The following is a 24,470-nucleotide window of genomic DNA, read 5'->3' as shown; positions in this document are numbered from 1 at the left end:
TTCACTTCTTTTGCTGCCCGGATGCCTCGCCAGCCGCGTCTCATCGGACCCGAGCCGACCGTCCTAGGCATCGAGTCCGTCGGCGATCAGCTGACCCACGTGCTGCCAGTAAATGAAATCGGTAACGGCTCGGCGTTGATCGGGTCCGTCCGTGGCGGCGTGTGCCTCGTACACAGCCAACTCTTGAGCGTGGATTGCATACGCCAAGAACGCCTGCAAGTGCACCTGCCCGCGGTTGGACGCGCTGCTGCACAGCGGCTCCCAGACCGCTTCCCACAACGCCGTCCGACGGTCTTCGGGTGGGCTGGTGTCGGCCGATGCCGGCGGCAGAATGTTGATCAGGTCGGCGTCGCCGAACCCTGCCAACCGCATCGCGATCTGCGGGGCGATGATCTGCAAACGGTCCCGGCCCGCCATCTGGCCCTTCGCCGGGATGTCTTCCGGTGTCAGCACAACCTTGTGGGCACCCGCGTCGGAGTTCGCGAAGTGCTCTTCGCGGCCGATCACGGCCCGCAGCGTCGTGTCATGATGCTGGGCCCAACGCTGAACAGCCACCATCGGGTGGATCGCAAACGAGGCGCGCTCGCTGGCCGGGATCGACTCATCGGCACTGACCAACTTCACATGCTCAGGCAACCGCACCTGCGCGGGCAGGTAGGCCAACCCGTAGTTATTGGCCACCACAATCTGTCCTTGGGCGGTCAACGCAGTGATCCAGTAAAAGTCGAAGTCCTCGACATTGAGCATGTCGGGCGCGTTGAGCGCCGCGGCGATCCGGCGCGCCACTACGAGCGGATCCGAACTCCGCTTCGCCGCGGCCTGCGCCGCATCGCGCTCAGCACGAGCGGCTGAGACCGGAATCGGCGCAACTTGAGCGCCGCCGGCGATATTCGCGGGCGGGGTAACCGCAGGGGGCGGTGCTGCCGCCGGCGGTGCTACCGGTGCAGCGGGAGGCGCCGTTGGTGGCGGGCCCAGGGGCATACCGCCCATGCCGCCGCCCATGCCGCCCATCGGGCCGCCCGACGCCGGTGTCTGCACCGGGGCAGCAGGTGCTTGTGCACCTGTTTGCGTCAGCGGCCCGGACCCCGTGCTGGCTGGTGTCATCGCATCGCTGGCCGGAACCGCAGGCGACGGAGCCAGCGGCGGGGGTGCGCCTCCAGAAGAAGCAGCGTGCACAGGCGTACCCGCCGAGTCAGCGAAACCCTTCGAGAAAGCCTGCAACGGATCAGTCGGTGCACGACCGGCTGCTGCCTGAGCGGCTGCCTGCGCCGGGCCGCCAGCTTGTTCCGCGCCGCTCGCTCCGGACGAGCCCAGGCTGCTTAGCGGACTGCTCGGTGCGCCTCCACCGGCACCCGAGGCGCCTCCACCGGAACCACCGCCAACGCTAGGGACACCCATCCCCGGGGACGGACTAGGCGTCGGCGGTGTTCCCGCCGGTAAACCCGCCTTTGGCGGGGCTACTGGCTGCTGCCCGCGGGGGGACAATGGCGGCTGAGGCGCAGGTTCCGGCAGCGCCGCCGCTTTGCCATCAGCGGACTTTGCCGGAATATCTTCTGGCACAGCATTGGGTGCTGGTGCCACTTGTTCCGGAAGCAACGCGTCCGGCTTATCGCTTAAATGGGGTTGAAACAGGTTTGGAGCTACCTCCGGTGTCGGCCCGTCAATAAACTGCCCCACACCAGGCGCGTCGGCTGCGTCTGCCTTGCCAAAGGCGAACTGCACCGACTTTGCGTCCGCTGGCTCGCCTTTGGAACCGCTGGCGGTATGCGCACCACCATCGTCGCCATTTAGCTGTGGCGAAAGTGGCCCCTTTTCCCCGCCAGCGAGGAATGTTTTCGCCCTGTCACTTACGGTCTGCGTGTTTTCGCCGAACTTCCGTTTAACAACTTCTTCGATTTTATCTGTTATATCAGATCGCTTTTCTGGATCCTTCTCAGAATTTGCGGCCTCGATAAGCTTATTAATTTCATCGATTCCCGCGTTTACGTTCGATCTGATCGTTCCTTTAGTTTCGGTTATGTGTGCAGCCGCATTTTTACACCATTCGATGATGCCGCTTAGTTGCGTCTCGAGGCCGCTTAGCGCAGAACTGTGATCTTCGACCTTTTCATTCGCACCGCTGCTTGCCTTGCCTTTCCAGCTATCTGGCGTATCAAAGATCGCATTCTTACTGCGATTCCAAGATGAACTGGCTCCTCGCAAGACCGATAATGTTCCATTAAGGCGAACTTCCAAATTCTGAAATTCAGATTCGTGTGTCTCCGGCCAAGCGCCCTTATCTGTCATACGCTTCGCATAATTTGTCGGATCGCCGCCATCGCTGCTTTTGGCCATCATTGCATTGTTGCCTTGCATGCCCAATGGACTGTACCAACTAGTTGCGAGGCGGCTTCAGCTAGGAAATTATCCACCTGCGTATAAGTCGGCAACGCCATCACATACCCGCGACGATACTGAGCCGACAATGTCGCAAAGTCCTCGAATACGGGGTTTCCACTATCCCTGCCGAGTTGCTCGATCGTGTCAGCATTTTGCAGCATAAGAGGACCGACTCGGTCATTGATTAACTTGTCTTCGGTAGACCACTGTGTCGCAGGAATATTGGGGTCGATTGCTCTCCAGTCAGCAGTTTCGTTTGAAAAGTTGTCGACCACCTCAGCCCATTTTTTGCACGCAGGGTTCGTTTCCTCAAGGAAAACGCGCACATCACCAGTACTGGGTGATTGAGGCGTCGTACTTGGCGGATCCGGCACACCCACCAGAGGGGCTATAGGCTGTGCACTTCTGTAGGCAATTGCCGAGCAAACGTTCGCCGTGGCATTGGTTAGCGCGTTTATAACTAGCGCCATTCCATTGTTGTTCTGCGTGTAGTTCGGAATTTTGGCAACGAACGCCTCATTATATGCAATGAATTGCTGGTAGAGCTCTCGCATTACCCTATGCGGCGTGCGTTGTACCAAATTCTTTGCCTGATCGGCAGATTTTGTCATTATCTTGCCAACATTGTCGTACATCGTACGTTCGTCAGATGTCCACGAACTGGCAGGCGTCGCTACGTTACGGTCACCCCATCCGGCATTCTTGAGCTCATCTGCAAATCCTCGAGCAATTTTTCCCCAAGCATCACAGGTCTCATCATCGGTGATAATTGTCACCGGCCCAGTGTCATTCGCACTAGCAAACTCTGAATTCCCGTTCTGCGCTGACGGGGTGGAACCGTTACCGCCACTGGAGTCCGGTCGCAGCACAAGGACGGTGCCGACGATGCTCACCGCAATAACGGCAACCAAGGCTAGTCCGATCAGGATCCATTTACCCTTGCCCCCCTTGTTCGGCGGCGGGCCGCCAGCCCACTGTTGCGGCGGGCCCCACTGCCCACCAGGCTGGCCCTGATACGGCGCGCCATACGGCTGGCCCGGTTGTTGCGGCTGCCCGCCCCACGACGGTCCGCCACCACCGTTCGGCGGCACAGAACCATACGAACCTGGCGGAGGAGGCAAACTCATCGACACACCTTCACATCAACGAACTACGGTCACAACAAAATCGACGAATCGGTCGGCGCCTTGCGAGGTGCCGGATTCACCGGTGCAGCTTCATGTTTCGGTCCAGCTGGCGCGTTCTCCGATGCTCCACCGCTCGACGGCCCAGCCACCGGGGCACGCTCAGCGGTCGAACCGCCGCCGCCTGCACCAGGAACCGGAGCGGTGGAAGGCTTCTTCTCGGGTTCCTGCTGATCCTTGCCCTCGGACTCCGCCCTATCGGCTTTCTGAGCGTCGCCGTTCTTGCCGGCTTCACCTGCCATCTGTGAAATCTGTTGGACGCCACTTTGCGCCGCTTGCATGATGCCCTGTGGCAGTTGGCCGGCCTGCTGCATCATCTGCATCGGCATTTGCATCATCGGCTGACCCATTTGCTGCAGCATCTGCAATGGATCCTGGCCCGACAATGAGCCGGCTTCCCCTGCAGCCGATGCGCCACTGGATGCCGATGGCGCTCCCTCAGTAGAACTTCCGGGAGATCCAGGAGAAGCCGCTGACGATCCGCCACTGCCACTGCCACTGCCACTGCCACTGCCGGATACCAATTGCCCAAACTGTCCGCCCGATCCAGGCGTACCGCCCCCGCCCGTCTTCTCCGGATGGAAGAGTGCATCGAAGTCCGCGACCCGCTTGGTGATGCTGTCTGCAATCTCCTGATCGGTTGTTTCGTACCGGTCAGCCGCCACGCCGATATCTTGGGCGGTCTTCAACGAATCCTTCTTGATCTTGGGCAGGCCCTCGATCAAGGCCGCTTCCTTCTCCTGTGTCAGGCGAATGAGCGCCTTTGAGAGGTCGTCCGTGCCGCCCGAGTTGAACTGCTCCGGTGGTGGCGGGATGCTATTGGCCGCATCTTCGAGGCCCTTGCCCCCGGACCGGAGCTCAGCGGTGTTCACCCGCAGCTCGGTCTGACCGCCGGCAGAATATCCCTGCATACCGATCCCTACCCCTCTGCCCAACCCGCGACGGAGGGCATCCCAACCGGATCCCGATGTGGAACGCCCTGCCCATACACACCCCGGGCGCCGCGTGGCGGGCATACCCGTCCCACAGCAGCCATCGGCAGTCCCCTCTACCAGTAGTTCAGCAAAATGCTACCCGAGCACCCAGCACCCCGAATGCACAAAGTTCCCCGCCCGCAGACCGTCTCCCGCTGGCTTCGTGTCTGTACGCAGCCCACCTTGCAGATCCAATACTCCGTCACCGCCAGCTCGTACGTTTGCGGCAGTTCTGTCGAAACGGCCTGCCCTGCGCGCGCAGGCGATGGATCAGCGGAAGTCTGCGGGTGCGGGATTCACCACCCATCTACAGGTGCGGTGGGACCGAGTCGCCGGTCGTCACTGCGCCTGGTCGGAATGGCGTGCCATCAGCGCGAGTTCAGCCTCGCCAGCCTGTTCCGGGGTCGCGTATGGCATGTTCGTTGCCACGAAGTCGCGGGCGTCACGGAAGTCCATGCCCTGCTCGACGAGCATATTGACCACCCTGACGTGCACTAAAGCCGTCGCGCGTTTGGCGGCCACACCGGCCACAAAACGGATCTCGTCGGCAAGTTGAGCCTCGGTCAGGGTAGTCACCTTCGGGTCCAGGTCCACTCGGGCGACGGAACCACTGAGGTAGGCCGCAACGGCCACCGTGCTTGGCGGGTTGATGGCTTGGACCACCGGGATCTGCTCTTCGTCTTCGGGTTCCGCCTCTGCGTCGAAGGCACCGAAGCCGTCATCCTCGGCCTCCTCGACTTCTTGGTCGGGGTAGTCGTGGACTGCGTCGAGGCCGCTGTCGTGCGACGTGCCGTCGGCGGCGGCGTCCACCGCATAGTCCGGCAGGCCGTCTAGTCCTGACACATCGTCGTCGAACACCGGTGTGTCGAAGTCAAGCGCGTCGAGGCCGCTGTCGTTGGCGTCGTCATCGTCCCAACCATCGGAACCGTGGGGCGTCATGTGTCAGTCATATCCCATCGCGGCCCGCCGACTGTCACTCGGTCGGTCAGCCTCACCGCGGATGCATCTCCTTGTCGATCTTGGCTGCGGCTTCAGCATCCGTCTGGTCGTACTGCGACGCAGTGACGTCGAGCTTCTTCGCCATATCCTGCGACACGGATGCCATTGCAGCGCATGCCGCAGCGCGGGCGTCGTTCGCCATCCCCAGGGCTGTGATGCTCGCTAAGCAGATCGGACCGTGGTTCACGAACATCGATGCGGCCACGCCGTCAGTGACTTTGGCGTTCGATTGAATAGACGTCATGGCCGTGCTCTGGCCGTCGGATAGTTGGCGAACATGGGAGGACGTGACCCCCAGCGTGCCGTCAGACATTGATCGATCCCTCCCCGGTACCTGTCGCGGTGCCATCGGATGGAGACCACGGCTTTGACGTCGTGTTTCCGCCTGGCGGTGACATGACTGCCGGCGGCGCCCCCTTGGACTTGGCTCCGGCAGCGACCTCTCGGTAGGCGCTAGCTGCTCGCGCGAACTTCTGGGCGTTCGCCAGGGTCAGCGATTCCATTGTTGCGCATGCCCCTAACGCGACGGGCATCGTTCCCGCGACTGCACCGAGTTCGAATGCCATCTGGTTCGCAGGGCCTGTCGGCGGAATCTTCCCGATAACAATCGCGATTGGGATCATGTAGGTCAGTGACGTCGCAGTGATGTCGAGAACCGTACGTGTGTTCTTTATCTGTTCCGCTTCGTTAGCGACGATGCCCTTCACTTCGGCATCGATTTTGCTCATCGCCGCTGCACGTTGCTGTTGCTGCTCATTATCGGCGGTGTAAGCATCCGACCCGGTCCCGTACCACTGGTCCGTAGGCGTTGCCTGCTTCAAAGTATCCGAGATTTCGGAGAAACCGTTGGCGCCCTTCGCGAACCGGTCGCCGGTCTCCGGATCGCCGACGCCGCACATCAACTGCATCCCATTAATGGCGAGAAGGGCCGCGCCGATGATGGGTGTGCCCAGACCCTTCATTTGGCGTGCGTTCGGATTGTAGGCGGATTTCAATCCGGGAGTTGATTCACCGAATACTTTGAAATTATCCCCGAGTTTATCGACGTATTTAGGCCCCAATTTACCAATGCCGAAATCGCCGATCATTTGGGCTGCACCTATACCGTCCGCCGCAAGACCCGCCTTGGCTAGAGCCACTTCCCCTGGCTTGTCCGCGCCTAGGGCGTCGAGGTGTTCGTAAGTACCTTTGACGGCGAAGCCGAATTCAGCGAAGGACTTTACATTCTCTAGGTATGCCAGGCCCATTGATCCCCACTTTCCGCTTGACTGCGTAAGCCTAACAGGGCGTCCGGCACCGTCGGCGCGCAAATTTGAGTGGTTAGCGAGTGCCTGGAGGTGCTCAGACGCCATGGTCAATCATTGCCGGGCCATCACCTGCGCCCGGGAGTGTAAGGCCCAGTAGACTGCCGGAATGCTGGCTTTAGGTGGGGCGATGGAACCATTGTCCGGACGTAGTTGGCCGGACAGTCCGGAAGAAGCCTTGTCCAATCTGATCGTCCTCATCTGCGCCGTAGCGATCACCGCCGCATTAATTGGATTGGTTGGATGGTTCCTTTGGTGGTGGTGCTTTACCAACCGCCCGAAAGCGTATCGCCGGCGATTGGAGAAGCAATCGGCCGAGTTCCGTACGCGTTGGCCGCAGGAACAGTTGGCATACGCGCCTTCTGCCGAATTGAGCAAGGAAGCGCAGCGGTGTTGGGCCTTGATTCTTGTGCTCGAAGACTCGGACAATGCGACGGACGCTCCACGCGGTAGCGACGAGCCATCAAGCGATATCTCTGCATTACATCATTGGGTGAACGCCGTAGTGGTGGCGCTAAATTCCGCCACCGATCGAGAGCGCCAAGGCGCAGTCGGGAGGTTTTCCGAATGATATTGGCTGGCGAGTTCGACCTGCGGTCCCGGTTTGCGGCGACGATCCCCGACGTGGTGACCATTTGGGGAGGCATCGGTATCACATTGGCGGTCATATTATTTGTGGCCGCGTGGTATACGAAGAAGGCGGAGTACCAGAAAAGGGCCCGTCTCTACACATCGTCGTCAGCGTTCTGGGCCCGGTGGCCGGGTGAGCGGGTTTGGGTGGCGCCGTACGATGAGTTGGCTGCTGAAGCGTCCAGGTGCGAGCAGATCCTCGGAAGCATGGGCCTGATACCGCCACAGTATGATCGCAAAGACGGTGGTCCGGTGGTGCAGGCCGACGATGCCGACAAGCGCAATCAGCGCGTCGTCCGCGAGGGAGCCAGTTTTCGGGCCAAGCGTGGCGCTGTGCTCCAAGCGATGAGCCACGCGGTCTCGCAAGGCAGGGGTCCGCAAGCGCCGCCGTATGGCGGCTGAATTCCTCAGCCAACAGCGGTAATCCGGGTCGTCACGGACACAGCAACACCGGTCAGTTCAGTCCCGATGGGGTCATTGCTCCTGAGCAATTTCTGCTGACCGTCCGCCTCATGTGCGATACCGCCCCGACGGTGTACCCATCCACCTTCACCAGCGGAGTGCCACCTACACGGAAAGCTTCAGCTGGTAGTCAACGACAGTATGACTGCGTGTCTGGTCGGGGCGCACAGGCTCATGCGCACCCCGACCTCAAACTACGCCGTTCTAACTGGCGAGGCCAGCCTCGCCCACCGAATCGTAAACCTCAGTGCAACCGCAGGTTTCGCAGCAGGTCGTACACGCCGGCGATCCACAGCAGCAGCGGGATCACCGCTGCGATGGCTGCGCCGTCGGTCAGCTCGAGGATCCGCTTGGTCACCGGCGACACCCGGCGCACGCCGTCGGTGGCACCGACGGCGATGACGGCGACCAGACCCAGGGCTGTGTAGATCGCCAGCACCAACCAGGCGCTGCTCGGATTCCACAGGCACAGGCGCACCATCACGCCGGTCGGCACGGCGATGGCCGCCGCGAGCAAGGACCAGGAGCACCACCGCTCGGCATAGAGCCGCGAGCGGAAGCCACAGATCACGGCGACCAGTGCGGCCACGATCATGCTGTGCACGAAGAAGTGTCCTTGCACCACAACCGCGATGGCGCCGACCGCCAGCACCAGCGAGCCGGCCGACAGGAAGCCGATCAGCAGCTGGCGGGTGAGCAAGCTGCGTTCCTGCAGTCGGGCAGCCGATTCCGGCACCGAAGCGATGATCGCCTTCCACGTGGGCGAGGCCTCGTCGACCTCGTCCGGTGTGATCACCGGGTCGAGCAGCTCGTCGTTGGACACCGACTCACCCGGCGCCGGGATCGGCGGCAGGGCGATACGGGCAACAGCGACAGTGAGTTTGGCCGCGTTGGTCACCACGATCAGTCCGAATGCGATGGCGCCGGCCGGCACCCAAGTAGCCCCGCCGTACCCGATCGTGATCGCCGCTCCGGTGATCGCGATCGCCAAGATGGCGACGAATGAGGCCACGTCAGCACGACGACGCGGCCCACCGCGGGTCGCCAACGTCAACAACAGCACCACTGCACCGGCACCGGCAGCCTGTGGTGCGCCAAGGGAATCCGCGTCGTACGGCAACGGCACGGCCAGTGCCGCGGCGCCGCCCAACACGATCGTCGCGGCCAGCAGCAGGCTCTCTGCCAGCTCGAGGTTCTCGTACCGGCTCTGGGCTGCGAAGCTGCCGCCGAGCAGACCAAGGCCGAACAGCCCGAGCGCAATCGCCCACCACCAGCCCTGGCCGGCGCCACTCGAGGACACCAGCGACATCACGGTGATGGCCGTGGCCACCACCGGGATGGCCACGCCGACAAAGCGGTTCAGCGCGGTCCGGTCGAAAATCGGTGATTCGTCCAGCACGGCGATCGCGTCGATCACGTCCTCGACCAGCGGGCGGTACCGCTCGGTGCGGCTGACCGAGACGAGCGTCAACAGCGAACCGTCGACCACGCCGGCATCGTCGAGGGATTCATCGGCCTTCAACGGCGGCGCACCCGGGCGGGCAAACGCCCACATCCCCTGCTCGGAGAAGTCGAAGCCCGCGAGGGTGTCCTTCGGTGTGTCCTCGAGCAATTCGCCCAGCACACTGACGGTTTCGTCGATGTAGGTCTCGATGGGCGCGGCGGCGGGCAACACCAGATCGGTCATCCGCTTGCCGGTCAAGATGGTGACCCGGGTGGTGGACGGCCTGCTGGGCGTCGCGCCGCTAGTCGGGCCGGCGGCGGCTGCGGTCGCGGTCAACGCCGTTCAAGCCTGTCGAAATCGTCGGACAGGGCGGCAGCCAGCTCGGTGATGCGGCGCTGGAAAGTGTCGCTGAGCAGGTCGAGCTGGATCTCGGTGCCCGCGGCGATGTGCTTGTCCCACGGCAGCACGATGACCCGGCCCGGGGGCACGTGGCGCTCGAACTGCTGTACCAGGTCCTCGATGTCGACGTTGGGCTTGCCCGGCGTGACGTGGTTGATGACGACACAGGACCGGCCGAGCAGATCTTGATATCCGTTCTGGCGCAGCCAGTCCATCGTGATGGCGGCCTGCCGGGCCCCGTCGATCGATGCACTCGCCACGATCACCATGCCGGACACGGTGGAAAGCACACCGCGAGAAGCCTTCTGGAACAGGCCGGCGCCGCAATCGGCGAGCACGAGGTTGTAGTAGCGCGACACCACTGCGGTGGCGCCCTTCCAGTCCTCGTCGTCGAACTCGCGCTGCGCACCGCTGTAATCCTCGGAGGACAGCACCTCGAGGTTGGACCCGTTCATGCTCGTGTAGGCGCGAATATCGTTGTAACGCGACAGTTCCTGGTCGGCAAGCAGGTCGGAGATGGTCGCCGCGGACTGCCGTCCGGCGCGGTCGGCCAAGTTGCCGCCGTCCGGGTCGGCGTCGATCGCCAGGATGCGGTCACCGCGAACCTTGGCCATCGCCGAGCCGAGCGCGACGGTGACGGCGGTCTTGCCGACGCCGCCCTTCAGACCGAATACGCCGATCTGGTAGGAGTCACGGGCATTGCGCCGAATGCGGCCGTGCAGTTCGAGTTCGTAGACCTCGTCGGGCGACAGGCCCAGGTTGATCCGTGTGGTGAGGTACAGCCAGTGCCGCCATCCCCGCTGGGACGGCATCTTCACACCGGTCTTCACCCCGACGTGGGACAGCGCGTCGATCGCGCGGTGGTTGCCCATCGAGGCGGCCGACGTGGGGCCGGGTGCAGCGGGAGTGGGGATCGCCTGGCCTGCCCGCCACTGGCCGCTGACCTCGGGATCGAGATCGGCGAACTGCGACGGCGCCGGGCCGGGCGCAACACGCGGGGCCGGGCCGGGCAGGGTACGGGCCTGCTCGTGACGTGCACCCTGGCCGAACTGCTGCTGCTGCGGCGAGCGGAGCATCGAGTTCTGCGGCCACTGCGGGGCGGTGGCCGGCGGCTGCGGCATCGGCGCCGGCATCTGCGGTGCGGTCTCCGCGTGCCGGGGCTGCGGGGCGGCCTGAGTCTGGGTTGCTCCCGTGGGGGCCACGGGTACGTCCGTGGAACTTGTCTCCCCGACCGGAACCGGCGGTGGCGGCGGCGCGGCCGCGGCGGCCTTCAGAATGGCATCTCTGTCCACGATGGCAGTGGCGTCGTCGACCGGCTTGCCCGGTTCAGACGAGTGGAAGAGCCGGTCATAGTCGGCCGACATGGGGACCCCTCAGATAGTCAAATACAGATGGTTAGATCTTTACACCCAAGCACAAGTGGTGGGCGGGTTCGGCCATCACTAGATGTACCGAGTACCCGCCCACCAATGCATGCTTGCTGCCGAGCAGTGTCAGGCAAACATTCCCGTGACGCCGGCCTCGGTCTGGGACATGGTCTGCCCCGCCTCGCTGATCGTCTGGGCGAGATTCTGCAGAGCCGAGTTCAGCTCGTTGGCGGTGCTGTCCCAGCGGGTCTGAACGGCCTGGTAGGCCTCCGAACCCGAGCCGCCCCACGCCGAGGCAAGCGAGGCAAGCGAGCCCTTGCCCTCGTCCAGCAGACCGGCAGTGGTGCTGACCGCGCCCTGGATCTCGCTGGCTCCGCCTTCGATACCGGCGAAATTCCAAACCTGTTCCGTCATGTCTTTGTCTCCGTTCTCGAGGTCAGTTAGGTCAGATGTTCATCGACGAGGCCAGGTTGCCGGCCTGATCGTCGTCGGTGCTCGTGTACTGAGTACCCGAGGTGTGGATGTTGGTCGAGATCTCGTTCAGCTCCTGGATCTGCTTGTCAGCAGCCTCGTGGAACCGGAGCAGCGCCGCCTGAGCGGCCTGGCCGGCCTGACCCTGCATCTGCGTGGCCAAGGTGCCACCGGTCGACTCAACCTGAGCGATGACGCTCTTGAGCTCACCCGAGATGCGCTCGAAATTAGCAGCCTCCTTGGCGAGGACGGCGGCATCTGTATTCATCTGTGCCATGTTGGATTCCCCTTATTTTTCCTTTGTCCTCACCAGATAGATATTGGCGAGTCCTCCGGCCGGGTGGCCGGAAAGTTCTTGTCGTGGACGCCTACCAGTCGTCGTCGGCGTCTTCTGTTTGGTCGTATGTCAGGGCGGTCGGCGCGATCAATCCGTCCTTCGTGCCGCCGCTCTGTTCTTCCTTGTTCTTGGCGGCGTGCACCGGTGCACCACCGCCCCCTCCGGCGCCGCTACCCACCGGTGCCATCGGGCCCGCGGGACCCATGGCCGAGGCGGCCGCGGCCGGCTTGGCCTCTCCGCTGATGCCCAACATGCTGGACAGCAGCGCCGTGCGCGGCGGAGATCCGAGCGCGCCAGGCAGCGATGCCGCGCGCACCAGGCCCGCTCCCGAACTCGGGCCGGTGCCACCGGCCAGCGGATGGTTCGAGAACGGCATCGCCCCCATCAGTCCGGACTGCATGCCCGACTGACTGCCACCCATGCTGGAGAACTGGCTGACCATCTGCGTCACCTGCTGCAGTGGCTGCGTGAAGGTCTGCATCTGGGACTGGAGCATCTGCGGGATCTGTCCCGCGAGCTGCCCGGCCTGCTGCCCCATCTGCATGGCCATCTGCATGCCTTGCTGCATCGGGTTCTTCTCGTTCGGGTCCTTTTCCTGCTGACCCGCGTTGTCGCCCTTGCTGGCCGCCCCGACCGCCCGCTGCTCGGCATGGTTGGCCTGCGCGGCGGCATTGCCCGTGGCCAATTTGACCGATGAGAGCGTGGACAGGGCGCTGAGCCCTTCGATCGTCATGTTGCGGGCCGCACCCATTGCCGTCCGCGGAGCCGTCGACGCGAGCGCTGCCGCCACGGTCGTCTCACCGACCCCGGGGAGGACGATCGGCGTCATCGGCACGATCGGCTCGAACAGCAGGTTGACGGTGGTTTCGGCGTGGTACGCCTCCATCGCCCCGGCCGCCTGGTTCCACATCCGGACGAAGTAGTCGATCTCATTGAGCCCGATCGGCATCGTGTTGATGCCGAGGAAGTTGGTGGCTTCCAGGACTCCGTGAGTGATGTGGTTCTGCTCGATCTCCGGAATGGGCGGAGTGGTCGTCAGAGCCAGGGTGTACGAACTCGCCTGAGCGCTGGCCTGCAATGCGCGCTTCTGCGCCTGCAGCGCCATCGTCCGCAGCCAGATGATCATCGGCATGGCCGCGGAGACAGCACGTTCACTCGCCCCGCCGCTCCACACCGCGGTCAGGTTGCTCAGTGCCCCGGCAAGTTCGTCAGCCTGGGTCTCCAGCAGGATCGCGAGACCCTCCCAACCCGTTGCCGCCTGGAGCATCGGTGCCGGACCGGCACCGACCATCAAGCGGGCGGTGTTGACCTCGGGAGGCAGCGCGAACCAGGTCGGTGGAACGGGCGGTACCGCAACCATGACTCGATGACCCTATCTGAAGACGAATTTGCCTGCGGTTTGCTAGAGCGTGGTGGCCTGAGCCGCGTCGACCGCGTTGTAGATGCCGGCGATCTCCTGGTACGCCGCGCCTGCCCGGGTGAGCTCCTCCTGGGCGAAAGAGTTCGCCGCAAGAGCCTCGACGCCCTCGCTGGCGAAGGCCATGGCGGCCAATGCAGAGACCTCGTCGGCGCCGGCCGGAACCAGCGCGGTGACGGCTGCAGCAGCGGTGGTGCCGCCGGCCAAACCGCGGGCCGCGTTTGCGATCACCTGTGCCGCAACACCTTCGGCACCCGGGTTGTGCATCATCGGTTGCATTTGCTTGCTCCCCTGTTTCGATTGCAAATAACCAGGGACAAGCACTCAAGACCGGCTTGGCATGGAGTTTGCCAAGCCGCCAAGGAATCTGTCCCCCGATCCCTTTGCTGGCGGGCCGCCGCCAGCGTTGCTGAGTGCGTTGGATAAATACTAACTGCCGTTCTGGGGTGCTGAGAACACTTATTCCGCGGGAGGGTCCACGTAGGAGGCCTGGATGACTTCCTTGCCGTCCGGCCCGACCATAAATGCCTGGCCAGGAGGCCTTTTCTTGACGATGATCTCTCGCGACGGGAAGTCGTTCTTCTCACCCGAGAGGAACAGCGTCGGCGAACCGGCACCGTAGGCGGCGCCGACGAACTTATCCATGGTCGCCCGGTGTGCCAGGCTCATCTGGCACGCCACGATGATGTGCAGGCCGATGTCGGCCGCTGCCGGAAGCAGCGGACCCAGCGGTGCCATCGGCGACATCATGCCGGCAGCGGCGGTGATCATGTGCCAGTCATCGACCAGCAGCACGATGTCCGGCCCACTCCACCATGACCGCGCGCGCAGCTGCGCGGTGGTCAGGTCCGGCGGCGGCAACCGCTTCTTCAAGTTGGTCGCCAGGGCCTTGATCGCCTCTTCCAACGACGCGCTGTTGCGGTTGATCGCGCCGGCGGCCAGCAGATGCGTCTCGGGCACCGCGTCGAGCAGGCCCGACCGGTAGTCGGCCAGCATGAACCGGACCTGGTCGGGGCTGTTGCGACTGCAGATCGCCTTGGCCACCGCATGCGCGATGGTCGTCTTGCCCGACTTCGGGGCACCGAAGATCAGCAGATGCGGCGTCAGGTTCATCTGGTTGTAGGCCACCGTGAGGTCGGACTCGCGCACGCCCAGCGGCACCTGCCAACGCGTCCGGTAATCGGAATCGGGTCCCGGCGGATTCGGGTCGAGCTGATGCAGGTAGATCCGGTCCGGCAGCACGCGCACCTGCGGTGCCTGGTCGGTGTGGCGCGCGGCCACCTCCTGCACGCCCGCCGTGATCGCGTCGACGATGTTGGCGGCGCTGTGGACGCCGTCCAACCGGGGCACCCCGATCATCAGGTGGTGCTTCTCGAGGGAAACGGCCCGGCCCGGACGGTTGGCCGGGATGTCCCGGGTGATCCGGTCGATCTGGGTCTCGTTCACGTCACCGAGCCGGAATTCGATCTTGGTGCCCAGGTAGTCACGCACACGTGACTTGAGCTCGGTCCAGCGCGGCGTGGAGATGATGACGTGCACGCCGTACGCCAGACCCTGGCCGGCGAGATCCTGAACGGCCGGTTCCAGGTCGGGGAACTCGGCGACGAAGGCCGGCCAGCCGTCGATCACCAGGAAGACATCGCCGAACGGGTCCTGCGCGGCCGGGTTGTTCGGATCATTCCGCATCTCGCGGTAGGCCGAGATCGAGCCGACGCGGTACTGCTTGAACACCTGCTCACGGGCCCTCAGCACCGCTTTGACCTCGGCCACCACGCGGTTCACCCGGTCCGGCTCGGCACGGGTCGCCACGCCACCCACGTGCGGCAGATCCTCCATGTACATCAAGCCACCACCACCGAGATCGATGCAGTAGAACTGCACCTCCCGCGGCGAGTGGGTGGCCGCGGCCGACAGCATCAGGGTCTGCAGGAACGTCGACTTCCCGGTCTGCGGTGCACCGCCGATCGCGATGTTGCCGCCGGCCGCCGAGACGTCGACGCCCCAGATGTCCTGCCGGTGGCGACGCGGCTCGTCCATGATGCCCAGCGCGAAGCGCAACGGCGCCCGCTGGTAGTCACGCTCGACGAGCTCGTTGACCGGTGTCGGATCGGTCAGCGGCGGCAGCCACATCTTGTAGGCACGGCTCTCACCGGTGCCCAACTGCTCGAGGACGACCTCGCGCAACACCCTGGGTTCGGCGTCTGTACTCATGGCTAGCTCACCGCCGTATCAAAAATCGGGGTCGTCGTGAACTGGTGGATCCGCACCCGGGCCTGCCGCTTCTCCCGAGGCCTGGCCTCGCCGTCCGCGGAGTCCTCCACCTCGGGCACATAGTTGGCGCCGGTGTAGAGGGTGCTGAACTTCACCGGGTCCTCCATGCCCACCCGGAGGAAGCCGACACCGCTCTCCTTGTTGGTGATGTACTGCGCCTCCGGCGTGCCGATCACCGCCTTGGACTCGGCGGAACTGGTGGTACGCAACGCGATTCGGTAGGTCAGGTTGGGCTCGAGCTTGTCGATGCGGACGCCGCCGGTGTTCAGCGACTGGGTGGCGAGCAGCAGGTGGACACGCAACGAGCGGCCGACGCGGCAGATCCGGTCGAACAACCCGATGAAGTCCGGATGGTTCTGCAGGAGCTCGGCGAACTCGTCGACCACCACGAACAGCGTCGGCAACGGCGGAAGGTCCGCACCGCGCTCGCGGTGCTTCTCGTACTCGGCCACACCCGAGAGCGCGCCCGCGGCGCCGACCTGCATACCCGCCTGACGCAGGATCTGCTGGCGCCGGTCGAGCTCACCGGTGAGCACCTCGCCCATACGGCCGACGAGCTCGGCTTCCTCTTCCATGTTGGTGACGACGGCCGCGGTGTGCGGCAGCTTCTCCATACCCAGGAAGGTCGAACCGCCCTTGAAGTCGGTGAGCAGCAAGTTGATCTGATCCGGGTGATGGGTCGCCACCAGCGACAGGATCATGGTCCGCAGGAACTCCGACTTACCCGAGCCGGTGGTGCCGATCAGCATGCCGTGCGGGCCTGCGCCGAACTCGGCGCCCTCCTTGATGTCGAGCTTCATCACCTCGCCGGTCTTGAGCTCGTGACCGAACGGGATCTTGAGCCGGTCCCGGTCGGTGTCGGTGAACATCCGCCAGCGCGCGGGCGTCACTTCCTCCACCGACTTGGCGCCCACCAGGTGGTGCCATTCTTTGGAGACCTTCTTCTGTACCCGGACGTTCTTGTCGATGATCGTCCCGGTGATCGACCAGCCGGCCAGCTTGCGGGCGACCCTGCCGGCCTGCGCCGGGGTCATCCGGTCGACGACGCGCGTCACCTCGCGGTAGTTCTGGTTCGGAAGCTTGTCGTCGGCCGTACCGTCCGCATCGACCCGCAGCCGGTAGGCCGAGCCGCGGTGATTGCCCAGCGTGAGCACGGTGACGCCGGCCCGGCCGTCGACCGGGAAACCGGCCTTGCCGCCGGTCAGATCGACCACGATCACGTAGGGGCCGCCTGGCGCGGAGTCGGCGCTGTGCGGGCCGCGCGCGGTCAGATCGCTCAGCCCGTCGGGACGGGTGTAGACCAGCCGGGTGGGCCCGGCCGCATCGGTATCGGTCTGGTGCTGGACGTGCGGCAACCACTTGAGCCACGACCAGTTCGGATCCTCCGGGTTGTCGGTGAGCACCCGGATCTGCAGCAGGTCTGGCGGATGGAAGACCGCCAGATGACAGATCATCGCGGTCAGCAGCCCCGCCGCGCCATCGATGTCGCCACCCACGGCGATGGTCGGAAATGTCCGCAGCTGAACAAGTTTCGGGCAATCCTGGATCAAGCCGTGGGTGCGCAGGAACTTGGTCACCCACATGTGGCTGACGGGCTCCAGGTGCGGCTGCGGCGCGCCCTGCGGGCCGGCGAGCTCGCCACTGGTGTTCGGCTTGAGCAGCCGGTCGACCGCGATCTCGGCACCGATGCCGATCCGGGTGGCGGCGTAGAAGTCCGAGTTGGCCTGACGCGACCACTGCCGGTGCGTTCCGATGATCGACAACAGATCCTCGGGATGCGGTGCGTGGTAACCGAAGAACGCCACCTGAGCCGACGCCGACGACGTCACGCGGGTACGCAGGCCGGCCAGGTACCGCAGGTATTCCTTGCGGTCGGCGTTGATCTCGGGAACCCGCTTGCCGCCCTGACCGCCGCCGGACATGAAACCGACGGTGCCCATGATCATCATCAGCGGCATCATCAGCATGTACGGCGACAGCTGACGCACGCCGGTGAAGATCATGATCGCGATCATGCCGAGCATGCAGCCGCCCATGACCCAGGGCATGGCCTTCTGCATGCCCGACGGCGGGATCTCGATCCCGAGGTCATCCGGTGCGGCGACGTTGATCTCGCCCGGTGTCAGCCGCGGCCCGCGCTTGATCGTCGGGGTGAACTTCTTGGTCGTCATGAGCCTTGCTTGCTTTCGACTTTGCGCGGATGTGGGTCGGCAGGCAGCGTGTCGTGCTCAAGCAGCGCCGCGTCCTTCGACAACACCGGGCCCTCCACCAGCAGCCCGACGACTTGCCACGGTGCGTTCACCGAACCGGACAAGCCCAGATTCTTCGCGGCATCGTCATTGGCGATGCCGTACCGCACCCCTTGCGGATCGATGTAATACAGGCTTTCGCCCACCCGGGGATCCGGCGACTGCAGCCGCACGAACTGACCGCCTTCGATGTACACCGTTGAGTCACCGCCGATCTGGTCGATCCCGGTGCCGACGGCCGACGACGGGATCGGCAGGCGGCGGCCGGCGATTACCGTGGTCTTCGGCGCCTGATCGCCCGGCTCACGCTGCCAGGCCCAGCACAACACCGGCGAGTCCTGCCGCAGCAGCACCTCGAGCGGCTTGTCCGGGAGCGGCGACACGTACACCTGCTCGGCGATCTTGGCCACCACGCTCGCCTCGACCGAGGGCGGTTGCAACAGTCCGTAGGAGTTGGTGGCGCGCAAGGCCGCCGCAGTGGTGGGGTTGACGCGGGCGACACCGTCCGGCAACACCACGTAGTGCTGCGGATCGGACTCGGTGGCCGTCTGGAACACCGACCCGATCACCAGATTCTCCGGCAGCCCAACGGTATTCGGCGCTCCGGCGGCCGGGATCGCCGGCAGCTGCCACGGGCCCATGTTGGCCAGCGCGTTGAACAGCCCCTCCGAGACCGGGGTGGCCTTGGCGGTGACCGGGATGCCCACCGCCGAGCTCACCGCGCGGTCGCCCAGGTCGATGCTGTGCCGGCCGTCGGCGGTGACCAGCCAGTTACCGCCCTCGAACGACACCAGCATGCCCTGGTTCGGGCGCATCGGGCCGACCGCGAGATCCGTTGCCAGCGACCGGATCAGGATGGAGGTTTCCACCTTGGGTGCCGAGCTGTCGGGCTTGGCGACGGTGTCGCACAGTGTCCAGCGCGATGCGGGCACACCCGTCGGCGTGGCATACGGCGCACCGGGGATACCGATCGGCTGGCCCTTGGGCAGCCGATTGAGCTCCTCGGACTTCACCGCCGACGGAGTCCCCGAATTGCCGAGGGCCAGCCGGGCCGACGTCAGGTTGTACACCGGCCGCAGCACGTTGCTGCCGGGCAGCATCACGTAGAGCTGATTGGTGGTGCGGTCGACCAACAGCTGGTCACTGCCCTGCTTGCCCAGCGGCTTGAAATACGCCATCAACGCCGCGCCGAGACAGATGAGCACCGAGACCACGACACCGGCGAACACCGCGCGGCTGTAGAACTGCAGCGGATCGTCGAACATCCGGGTGTCCCGGCGCACGATGGCGTGCTCGACGCGGCGCAGCAGAAAGCGCCAGCCGCTGACCTGGACCTTGGTGGTGAGCCGGAAGCCTGCCATCCCTATTCGCCGATGTTCAGGCGGCTGTGCACCGCCGCGATCGCTGCCGCCATGTCTTCTCCGTTGACCTCACTGAGCTGATCGACACCCAGGTTCTCGAAGTCCAGCGACCGGGCCAGCCGCATGTCGCGGTTCTGCTCACCGGCCTCCACCAGCTGCCGGGCGTAGCGCCCGTTACCGGCGATGTCCAGGGCCGGCTTGCCGTTGAGGGTGCGCTGACTCAGCAGGCTCGCCGCCTCGTGCACCCTCTTGGCCGCCTCGTCGTCGAGCTGTGAATCATTGGCCTTGGCAATGACTTTCGTGATCTCAACGATGTCGTCGGGCGAGTACGAGTCGAACTCGATCCGGGTCGCGAACCGCGAACGCAGGCCGTCGTTGGTCTCCAGCAGGCGATCGATGTCGTTGCTGTAGCCGGCGATGATCACCACCAACCGGTCGCGGTCGTTCTCCATCCGGGCCAGCAGGGTGTCCAGCGCCTCGGTGCCGAACGGGTCGGCGCGGCCGTCGCGCTCCTGCACCAGTGTGTAGGCCTCGTCGATGAACAGCACGCCGCCGAGCGCGCGATCGATCGTCTTGGCCGTCTTCACCGCCGACTGACCTTCGTACTCCGCGACGAAATCCTTACGCGAGGTCTCGATCAACTTCGGTTCGGCGATGACGCCGAGACCGGCCAGGATGTTGGCCACCACGCGCGCGATCGTCGTCTTGCCGGTACCTGGGGGACCCGCGAAGATCATGTGCTTGGAGGTCTGGGCCACCTTCATGCCGCGCGCGGCACGGATCCGGGCCATCTGGGTCGCTGCCCGGTAGGCCTCGATCTGCTCCTTGACCCGGCCCAGGCCGATCTGCCGGTCGAGCTCGGCCTGCGCCTCGGCCAGCAGCTTGTCGCGTCCCGAGGTGTCGGCCACGACGCTGGACGGGTCCCAGGGATCGGTGCGGGCCGCGATCTTCTCGGGAGTGAGAGTCTCCAGCCGGTAGGCCGGATCACGCAGTGCCGCAGTGACTTTGGGCTCGGGGAAGTTCGCCTGCAGCCATTCCAGGAGTACCTGGGCGGATTCCTCGTTGCCCTGGTAGCGCCGGGCCATTGCCAGGTACCAGGCGATCGCGGGTGCGCACGCTTGGCCGGCCGGAGTGTCATTGGCCTCGGTGAGCCTACGATCGGCCTCGGTGAACAGCCCCAGGTTGGCCGCCGCCACCCCGTGGGCCACACCCGCCGCGGCAGCAAGGAACTTGTCGGGCCACTGGTCGGCGCCGCGCACCTGGTCGATCACATCGGTCCAGCGTTGCGCCGCACCGTAGATCACTGCCTTCACCCAGGACACCAGATGATCGGACCCGGCGGCCGGTGCTCCTTCCAATGCCTCCATCGCGTCGGCGAAGTTTCCTTCTGCCGCCTCCTGCACGGCAAAGCCCATGGTGATCGACAGCGGCGAGTTGATCGGGTAGGAGATGTCCTTGCCGTAGATGCCGCCGATCGGGATCCGTGCGCCGACACTGTTCATCGAGATCTCGGCGGTGCCGGCCAACTGCCCGAAGTTCGAGCGCGAATACCAGGCCCGGAACAGCGTCACCCGATCGTTGTCACCGCACCGAATCCGGCCGATCCACGCGTCACACGCGGTTTCGTCGTAATTGGTGATCTCGGTGAACATCTCGAGCGAACGGGCCGGGGAACTGCTCAGCATCCCGACTGCCGAGCCGAACATCCCAGCGAGGTGGTCAACCATGATCGCCTCCATAGCGAGTCGAAAAGACCTGGGCCCGAGCATCATCGGCTTGCTCCGGGGTGAGCAGATCCAGGTCGCGGGTCAGAAAGTCGCGGGTCGCCGCGTCGTCGTGCCCATGCTCGCGCATACCGGCGAGCATGAATGAGTACTGGGCGGACTTGGCCTGCTGAGCAGCCAGGCCCGCGATCACCAGGATCTCCTCGGCGAGATCCCGTTCGGTCAGGGTGGTGACTTTGGGTGCCAGCTCGATCTGATGCACCCGACCGTCCATGAACGCCGTCACCGTGACGGTTTCGGGCGGGTTGGTGACGGTGAACAGCGGCACTTCAAGGTTCTCGTCCTCGTCGACAGACCCTTCTGAATACCCACCGTCGTCGGACTCTGCCTCATCCGACCCCAAATCGCCGAAGACGACACCGTCGTCGCTGTACGTCCCGAGCGCATCGAGACCCGCGGCGTCCGAGGTGTCGTCCGAGGACGCGAAATCCAGCGCCGATAGATCGTCGTAGTCGTCATCGTCGTCCGGATGATGTGGCGGAAAGTCACCCACCGTGGCGGCCTCTTTCAGTGCAGGTAGGAGCTATCCGGTTCGGACTTGTCGAACCACGAGCCCGAAGGCAGGAATTCGATCAATCCGTCCAGGGCCCGCTGCAGATTGTCCTTGGTTCCGGTCAGGAAGCTGCCGTAGAGCTCCCCGTTCACCCGGCGCGGGATGGACACGATGCGTCCCTGCTTCGAATCGAGCACCCCAGCGGCGACGTCGACCTGAGATGTGGTGCCGCCCGGATTGCGCTCGGACACCACGAGCTCCACCCAGCTCTCGGGCTCGGAGATGATGTTCGCGTAGACCCGCGCCGAGGTGGGCGGAATCCCGTAGCCGGTCAGCTCGTCGGCGGTCCGGCAATTCGCCAGAGTCGCCGCGACACCGGTCAACGGCTCGACGTTGGCCGGCATGCCTTCCCCGAGCACGGTCATCACCATGCCGGCCAGGCCCACCTGTGCGGCCACCCGCTGCAGCACCAGCATGTCGTTGTCACGCGCGGCGACCACATGCCGACCGCCCTTGCGGCACACCACAAACCGGATCATCTTCCCGCCCACGTCGCGGCGCCACCAGCGCCCCTCCAGCGTGCGTTCGGGCCGGCTCAAGGTGTCGAGCATGGCTGCCACCTCGGGGTGGGGGCTACCGAAGACGTCCAGCACCCCCTGGGCCATGAGATCCCGCTCGACCTGTTCCCACACGGTCTTGCGCAGGTCAGGTTGTGGGATGTTCAGCCGGATGCCCATCGAGGGCGGAAAGTCCGACAGTCCCAGCTTGTCGGCGACCACCAAGATTCCGTCGATGGTCAGTTCGGCCCCGACGACGTCGTCGATAGCCGCGGTATTCGCGTCAGCGCTGAAAGGATTCGTCATCGGTCCGCCCTACCGAACGGTTCCACGGAGGGCGCCGGCCATCGTCGCATCCGTCCGGTCGTAGCCACCCGCGGCGCGAGTGAGCTTCTCCCCCAGATCCCGCGACACCTTGGCCATACCGGTTCCCGCAGCTCGACGCGCGTTGAGCGCGGCCGCGACGGCAGCGGCCGTCGACGACGAAATCGGCCCGTGCGTGACGCGCACCGAGGCGTCGACACCGTCGACAACTCCGGTGGCCACGGCCAGGCTGCTGGCAGCCTGGCCTTGTTTGGCCGATAGCTCGTGCAAATGAGCGGTGGCAACCCGCAAATCACCCGCCATGAAATTCCCCTCGATCCCTGTCCCCGGATTCTTACCTGTCGATCACGGCCGCAGATCCGGGTACACCGCGATCTAATGTAGCCGCCGCTGCCATGTGCAGCTGGCCCTGCTCGAAATCCGCCCCGACATGCACCGGAGCCGGGCCCGCGACGCCGCGGCCGGCGGCCACGGCCTCCAGGTCAGGCGGCAGTGTCTTGGCGGCCTCGTCGTCCCCTCCGGCGTCGGGCGGATCAGCCGGTTCACCGGCGGAATCCGCTGCGGGCGGGCCGCCCGCCCGACCCTCGTCAGGCTCGTCCTCTCGGCCTTCGCCGTCCTTGTCGTCCTTTTCGTCCGCCTCGTCGCGGCCGGCCTTGTCGTCGTCCTGATCGTCCTTGTCGCGGTCGTCCCGGTCTCCGTCGGCGCGGCCGTCGGCATCGGCGCTGTCGGACACCTTGTCGAGCTGGGCCGCGTCGGTACCGGCGCCGCCCACCTGCCCGGCGGCCTGACTGCCCAGCTGCGCCGCCTGGGTCCCAGCCTGTGCCGCCTGGGTGGCCGCCTGCCCGGCGGCCTGCAATACGCCGCCGAGAATCCCGCCGAGCGGGCTCACCAACGACCCGAGAATCCCGCCGAGCGCGCCGGCAGCTTCGGAGGCGGCGGCTGAGTTCGGAGGGGTCGCGGATGCCGGCACGGTCGACGGCATCGAGGGCGCCGATGCGGAAGTCGGCGCACTCGTGGGTGCGCCACCTCCGCCACCGCCGGACGGTGCACCTCCGCCGGACGCGCCGCCACCGGAGGGGGCGTCGGCGCTGCTCGGGGAGCCGCCCGGCACGTCTGCCTCGGGGTCTGCCGGTGCGGGCGCCGCGTCCGGGTCCTCCCCGGCCGGCGGGGCGAACTCCGCGCCGTTGGGGGCGGCAGCGCCGGCCAGCGTCGCGTATTGCGCTGCCGCGGTACGCAACACGGCCGCGTTCTGATCGATGTGCCCATGCAAGGTTTTCAGGTCGCCGCTCGAATCGCTGATGGCCTTGGCGACCATCGCGACCTCGGCCGACATCTGGGCCGCCGTTCCGAAACCCGGGATGATGCCCGCACTCGTGGTGAGCAGGCTCATCGCGCCCAGCCAGTCGGAATGCCCATCGAGGCTGTCGCGGGCAGCCGCGATCTGGCCGGCCTCGGCTGACAACACCCCGGCCACCATGTTGTCCAGCCCGAGCATGGTCTGAACGCGGCCGACCTGCTCGGTGTTGCGGCCGGCGTAGGCGCTGGCCCCGCCGCTGTTCCAGCTGTCGTCGGGGAAGGCCGACGCGAGCACCTGCCCGACCGCGCCCATCTGCTCTGCCCCGTCACCGAAGCGCTGCCCGCTCTCCGGATCCCCGACTCCGGTGCTGCGCTTCATCGACTCGATGGTCTGCTGACCGGCGACCATGATGGGCGACCGGGCCGCCCTGATCAGACGCGGGCCGATCTGGGATGCGAAGAAGTTGGCGGCGCGCTCGGCCAACTTCAGATTGTTCTCGATCACGCCTTTGCCGAAAGCGGCAATATCACCCAGCAGCCCCATACCCCGTATCCCCTTCGCCGGAACAGAGATTACCAGCGCATCAGGCCCGGTCAGCGCACCAATTTCGGCACTCCGACCCGGCTTGATGGACGGTCCCGGAAGGGACTCCGACCACCGTTTATTGCAGTTGAGAGAGCGTTTTCCGGGCGGTGCCCAAATCGCGACGCACGGGCTCCGTACGCGGCGCGCAATGTGGCGCCGCCGGTGTCCCGCGCCGTCCCTGG

The 24,470-nt window shown here is 65.1% G+C and carries 22 protein-coding genes; 2 read left to right on the top strand and 20 right to left on the bottom strand.

Annotated elements, in window-relative coordinates; all coding sequences use genetic code 11:
* Positions 1-63: 63 nt before the first annotated feature.
* The 6 genes from G6N57_RS31965 to G6N57_RS06360 form a co-directional block, all read right to left on the bottom strand.
* Positions 64-2,355: an EspK C-terminal domain-containing protein gene (locus G6N57_RS31965; RefSeq protein WP_234815802.1), complete on the bottom strand. Its 2,292-nt coding sequence runs from the start codon at positions 2,353-2,355 to the stop codon at positions 64-66.
* Positions 2,334-3,506, bottom strand: a complete 1,173-nt coding sequence (locus G6N57_RS06380; protein ID WP_077741794.1) for an ESX-1 system-associated protein — start codon at positions 3,504-3,506, stop codon at positions 2,334-2,336. The genes G6N57_RS31965 and G6N57_RS06380 overlap by 22 nt, the downstream gene beginning before the upstream one ends.
* Positions 3,507-3,535: 29 nt before the next feature.
* Complete coding sequence (locus G6N57_RS06375; protein ID WP_077739751.1) at positions 3,536-4,474, bottom strand: hypothetical protein; 939 nt, start codon at positions 4,472-4,474, stop codon at positions 3,536-3,538.
* 402 nt (positions 4,475-4,876) lie between these two features.
* Positions 4,877-5,476, bottom strand: a complete 600-nt coding sequence (locus tag G6N57_RS06370; RefSeq protein WP_097926320.1) for a hypothetical protein — start codon at positions 5,474-5,476, stop codon at positions 4,877-4,879.
* Positions 5,477-5,528: 52 nt separating this feature from the next.
* Complete coding sequence (locus G6N57_RS06365) at positions 5,529-5,849, bottom strand: type VII secretion target (protein ID WP_162563926.1); 321 nt, start codon at positions 5,847-5,849, stop codon at positions 5,529-5,531.
* A complete protein-coding gene (locus G6N57_RS06360; protein ID WP_133118371.1) occupies positions 5,842-6,783 on the bottom strand; it encodes an EspA/EspE family type VII secretion system effector in 942 nt (313 codons plus the stop codon). The genes G6N57_RS06365 and G6N57_RS06360 overlap by 8 nt, the downstream gene beginning before the upstream one ends.
* Before the next feature lie 166 nt (positions 6,784-6,949).
* Between G6N57_RS06360 and G6N57_RS06355 the strand changes: the two genes are divergently transcribed.
* Together G6N57_RS06355 and G6N57_RS06350 are read left to right on the top strand one after the other, a co-directional pair.
* Entirely contained in the window at positions 6,950-7,411 is a 462-nt protein-coding gene (locus tag G6N57_RS06355; protein WP_133118372.1) for a hypothetical protein, read from the top strand.
* Positions 7,408-7,872, top strand: a complete 465-nt coding sequence (locus G6N57_RS06350; protein WP_077739748.1) for a hypothetical protein — start codon at positions 7,408-7,410, stop codon at positions 7,870-7,872. The genes G6N57_RS06355 and G6N57_RS06350 overlap by 4 nt, the downstream gene beginning before the upstream one ends.
* 304 nt (positions 7,873-8,176) lie before the next feature.
* Here G6N57_RS06350 and eccD read toward each other — a convergent pair whose 3' ends face one another.
* From eccD to G6N57_RS06280, 14 genes are all read right to left on the bottom strand, one after another.
* Complete coding sequence (gene eccD / locus G6N57_RS06345; protein ID WP_077739747.1) at positions 8,177-9,712, bottom strand: type VII secretion integral membrane protein EccD; 1,536 nt, start codon at positions 9,710-9,712, stop codon at positions 8,177-8,179.
* Positions 9,709-11,139, bottom strand: a complete 1,431-nt coding sequence (locus G6N57_RS06340; RefSeq protein ID WP_077739746.1) for a MinD/ParA family ATP-binding protein — start codon at positions 11,137-11,139, stop codon at positions 9,709-9,711. The genes eccD and G6N57_RS06340 overlap by 4 nt, the downstream gene beginning before the upstream one ends.
* A 129-nt stretch (positions 11,140-11,268) precedes the next feature.
* A complete protein-coding gene (locus tag G6N57_RS06335; RefSeq protein ID WP_077739745.1) occupies positions 11,269-11,556 on the bottom strand; it encodes a WXG100 family type VII secretion target in 288 nt (95 codons plus the stop codon).
* A gap of 31 nt (positions 11,557-11,587) precedes the next feature.
* Positions 11,588-11,890 (bottom strand): WXG100 family type VII secretion target, encoded by a 303-nt coding sequence (locus tag G6N57_RS06330; RefSeq protein ID WP_077739744.1) that lies wholly within the window; start codon positions 11,888-11,890, stop codon positions 11,588-11,590.
* A 91-nt stretch (positions 11,891-11,981) separates the two neighbouring features.
* Positions 11,982-13,310, bottom strand: coding sequence for a PPE family protein (locus G6N57_RS06325; protein ID WP_077739743.1), 1,329 nt, complete (start codon positions 13,308-13,310; stop codon positions 11,982-11,984).
* 42 nt (positions 13,311-13,352) lie between these two features.
* Positions 13,353-13,646, bottom strand: a complete 294-nt coding sequence (locus G6N57_RS06320) for a PE family protein (RefSeq protein ID WP_077739742.1) — start codon at positions 13,644-13,646, stop codon at positions 13,353-13,355.
* A 180-nt stretch (positions 13,647-13,826) separates the two neighbouring features.
* On the bottom strand, positions 13,827-15,578 hold the full coding sequence (gene eccCb, locus G6N57_RS06315; RefSeq protein WP_077739741.1) for a type VII secretion protein EccCb: 1,752 nt from the start codon (positions 15,576-15,578) through the stop codon (positions 13,827-13,829).
* Between the two features lie 2 nt (positions 15,579-15,580).
* The gene (eccCa, locus tag G6N57_RS06310) at positions 15,581-17,809 is read right to left on the bottom strand and encodes a type VII secretion protein EccCa (RefSeq protein ID WP_077739740.1); all 2,229 of its coding nucleotides are present in this window, start codon (positions 17,807-17,809) and stop codon (positions 15,581-15,583) included.
* The gene (gene eccB, locus G6N57_RS06305) at positions 17,806-19,248 is read right to left on the bottom strand and encodes a type VII secretion protein EccB (protein WP_077739739.1); all 1,443 of its coding nucleotides are present in this window, start codon (positions 19,246-19,248) and stop codon (positions 17,806-17,808) included. Before eccB ends, eccCa begins: the two co-directional genes overlap by 4 nt.
* A 2-nt stretch (positions 19,249-19,250) precedes the next feature.
* Positions 19,251-20,975: a type VII secretion AAA-ATPase EccA gene (eccA, locus tag G6N57_RS06300; RefSeq protein ID WP_077741793.1), complete on the bottom strand. Its 1,725-nt coding sequence runs from the start codon at positions 20,973-20,975 to the stop codon at positions 19,251-19,253.
* Positions 20,968-21,525 (bottom strand): secretion protein EspD, encoded by a 558-nt coding sequence (locus G6N57_RS06295; protein ID WP_077739738.1) that lies wholly within the window; start codon positions 21,523-21,525, stop codon positions 20,968-20,970. The genes eccA and G6N57_RS06295 overlap by 8 nt, the downstream gene beginning before the upstream one ends.
* A 14-nt stretch (positions 21,526-21,539) precedes the next feature.
* Positions 21,540-22,388, bottom strand: a complete 849-nt coding sequence (locus tag G6N57_RS06290; protein WP_077739737.1) for an ESX secretion-associated protein EspG — start codon at positions 22,386-22,388, stop codon at positions 21,540-21,542.
* A gap of 9 nt (positions 22,389-22,397) precedes the next feature.
* Positions 22,398-22,709 (bottom strand): ESX-1 secretion-associated protein, encoded by a 312-nt coding sequence (locus G6N57_RS06285; protein WP_077739736.1) that lies wholly within the window; start codon positions 22,707-22,709, stop codon positions 22,398-22,400.
* Positions 22,710-22,740: 31 nt separating this feature from the next.
* Complete coding sequence (locus tag G6N57_RS06280) at positions 22,741-24,246, bottom strand: EspA/EspE family type VII secretion system effector (protein WP_077739735.1); 1,506 nt, start codon at positions 24,244-24,246, stop codon at positions 22,741-22,743.
* Between the last annotated feature and the right edge of the window lie 224 nt (positions 24,247-24,470).

The organism is Mycolicibacterium boenickei (assembly GCF_010731295.1).
Taxonomy (GTDB): domain Bacteria; phylum Actinomycetota; class Actinomycetes; order Mycobacteriales; family Mycobacteriaceae; genus Mycobacterium; species Mycobacterium boenickei.
Note: the sequence above shows the minus strand (reverse complement) of the source record. Positions and strands in the feature narration are given on the sequence as shown.

Coding starts and splice junctions, on each gene's coding strand:
- G6N57_RS31965 (WP_234815802.1), bottom strand. CDS start 2,355: ATGCAAGGCAACAATGCAATGATGGCCAAAAGCAGCGATGGCGGCGAT.
- G6N57_RS06380 (WP_077741794.1), bottom strand. CDS start 3,506: ATGAGTTTGCCTCCTCCGCCAGGTTCGTATGGTTCTGTGCCGCCGAAC.
- G6N57_RS06375 (WP_077739751.1), bottom strand. CDS start 4,474: ATGCAGGGATATTCTGCCGGCGGTCAGACCGAGCTGCGGGTGAACACC.
- G6N57_RS06370 (WP_097926320.1), bottom strand. CDS start 5,476: ATGACGCCCCACGGTTCCGATGGTTGGGACGATGACGACGCCAACGAC.
- G6N57_RS06365 (WP_162563926.1), bottom strand. CDS start 5,849: ATGTCTGACGGCACGCTGGGGGTCACGTCCTCCCATGTTCGCCAACTA.
- G6N57_RS06360 (WP_133118371.1), bottom strand. CDS start 6,783: ATGGGCCTGGCATACCTAGAGAATGTAAAGTCCTTCGCTGAATTCGGC.
- G6N57_RS06355 (WP_133118372.1), top strand. CDS start 6,950: ATGCTGGCTTTAGGTGGGGCGATGGAACCATTGTCCGGACGTAGTTGG.
- G6N57_RS06350 (WP_077739748.1), top strand. CDS start 7,408: ATGATATTGGCTGGCGAGTTCGACCTGCGGTCCCGGTTTGCGGCGACG.
- G6N57_RS06340 (WP_077739746.1), bottom strand. CDS start 11,139: ATGTCGGCCGACTATGACCGGCTCTTCCACTCGTCTGAACCGGGCAAG.
- G6N57_RS06335 (WP_077739745.1), bottom strand. CDS start 11,556: ATGACGGAACAGGTTTGGAATTTCGCCGGTATCGAAGGCGGAGCCAGC.
- G6N57_RS06330 (WP_077739744.1), bottom strand. CDS start 11,890: ATGGCACAGATGAATACAGATGCCGCCGTCCTCGCCAAGGAGGCTGCT.
- G6N57_RS06325 (WP_077739743.1), bottom strand. CDS start 13,310: ATGGTTGCGGTACCGCCCGTTCCACCGACCTGGTTCGCGCTGCCTCCC.
- G6N57_RS06320 (WP_077739742.1), bottom strand. CDS start 13,646: ATGCAACCGATGATGCACAACCCGGGTGCCGAAGGTGTTGCGGCACAG.
- eccCb (WP_077739741.1), bottom strand. CDS start 15,578: ATGAGTACAGACGCCGAACCCAGGGTGTTGCGCGAGGTCGTCCTCGAG.
- eccCa (WP_077739740.1), bottom strand. CDS start 17,809: ATGACGACCAAGAAGTTCACCCCGACGATCAAGCGCGGGCCGCGGCTG.
- eccB (WP_077739739.1), bottom strand. CDS start 19,248: ATGGCAGGCTTCCGGCTCACCACCAAGGTCCAGGTCAGCGGCTGGCGC.
- eccA (WP_077741793.1), bottom strand. CDS start 20,975: ATGGTTGACCACCTCGCTGGGATGTTCGGCTCGGCAGTCGGGATGCTG.
- G6N57_RS06290 (WP_077739737.1), bottom strand. CDS start 22,388: ATGACGAATCCTTTCAGCGCTGACGCGAATACCGCGGCTATCGACGAC.
- G6N57_RS06285 (WP_077739736.1), bottom strand. CDS start 22,709: ATGGCGGGTGATTTGCGGGTTGCCACCGCTCATTTGCACGAGCTATCG.
- G6N57_RS06280 (WP_077739735.1), bottom strand. CDS start 24,246: ATGGGGCTGCTGGGTGATATTGCCGCTTTCGGCAAAGGCGTGATCGAG.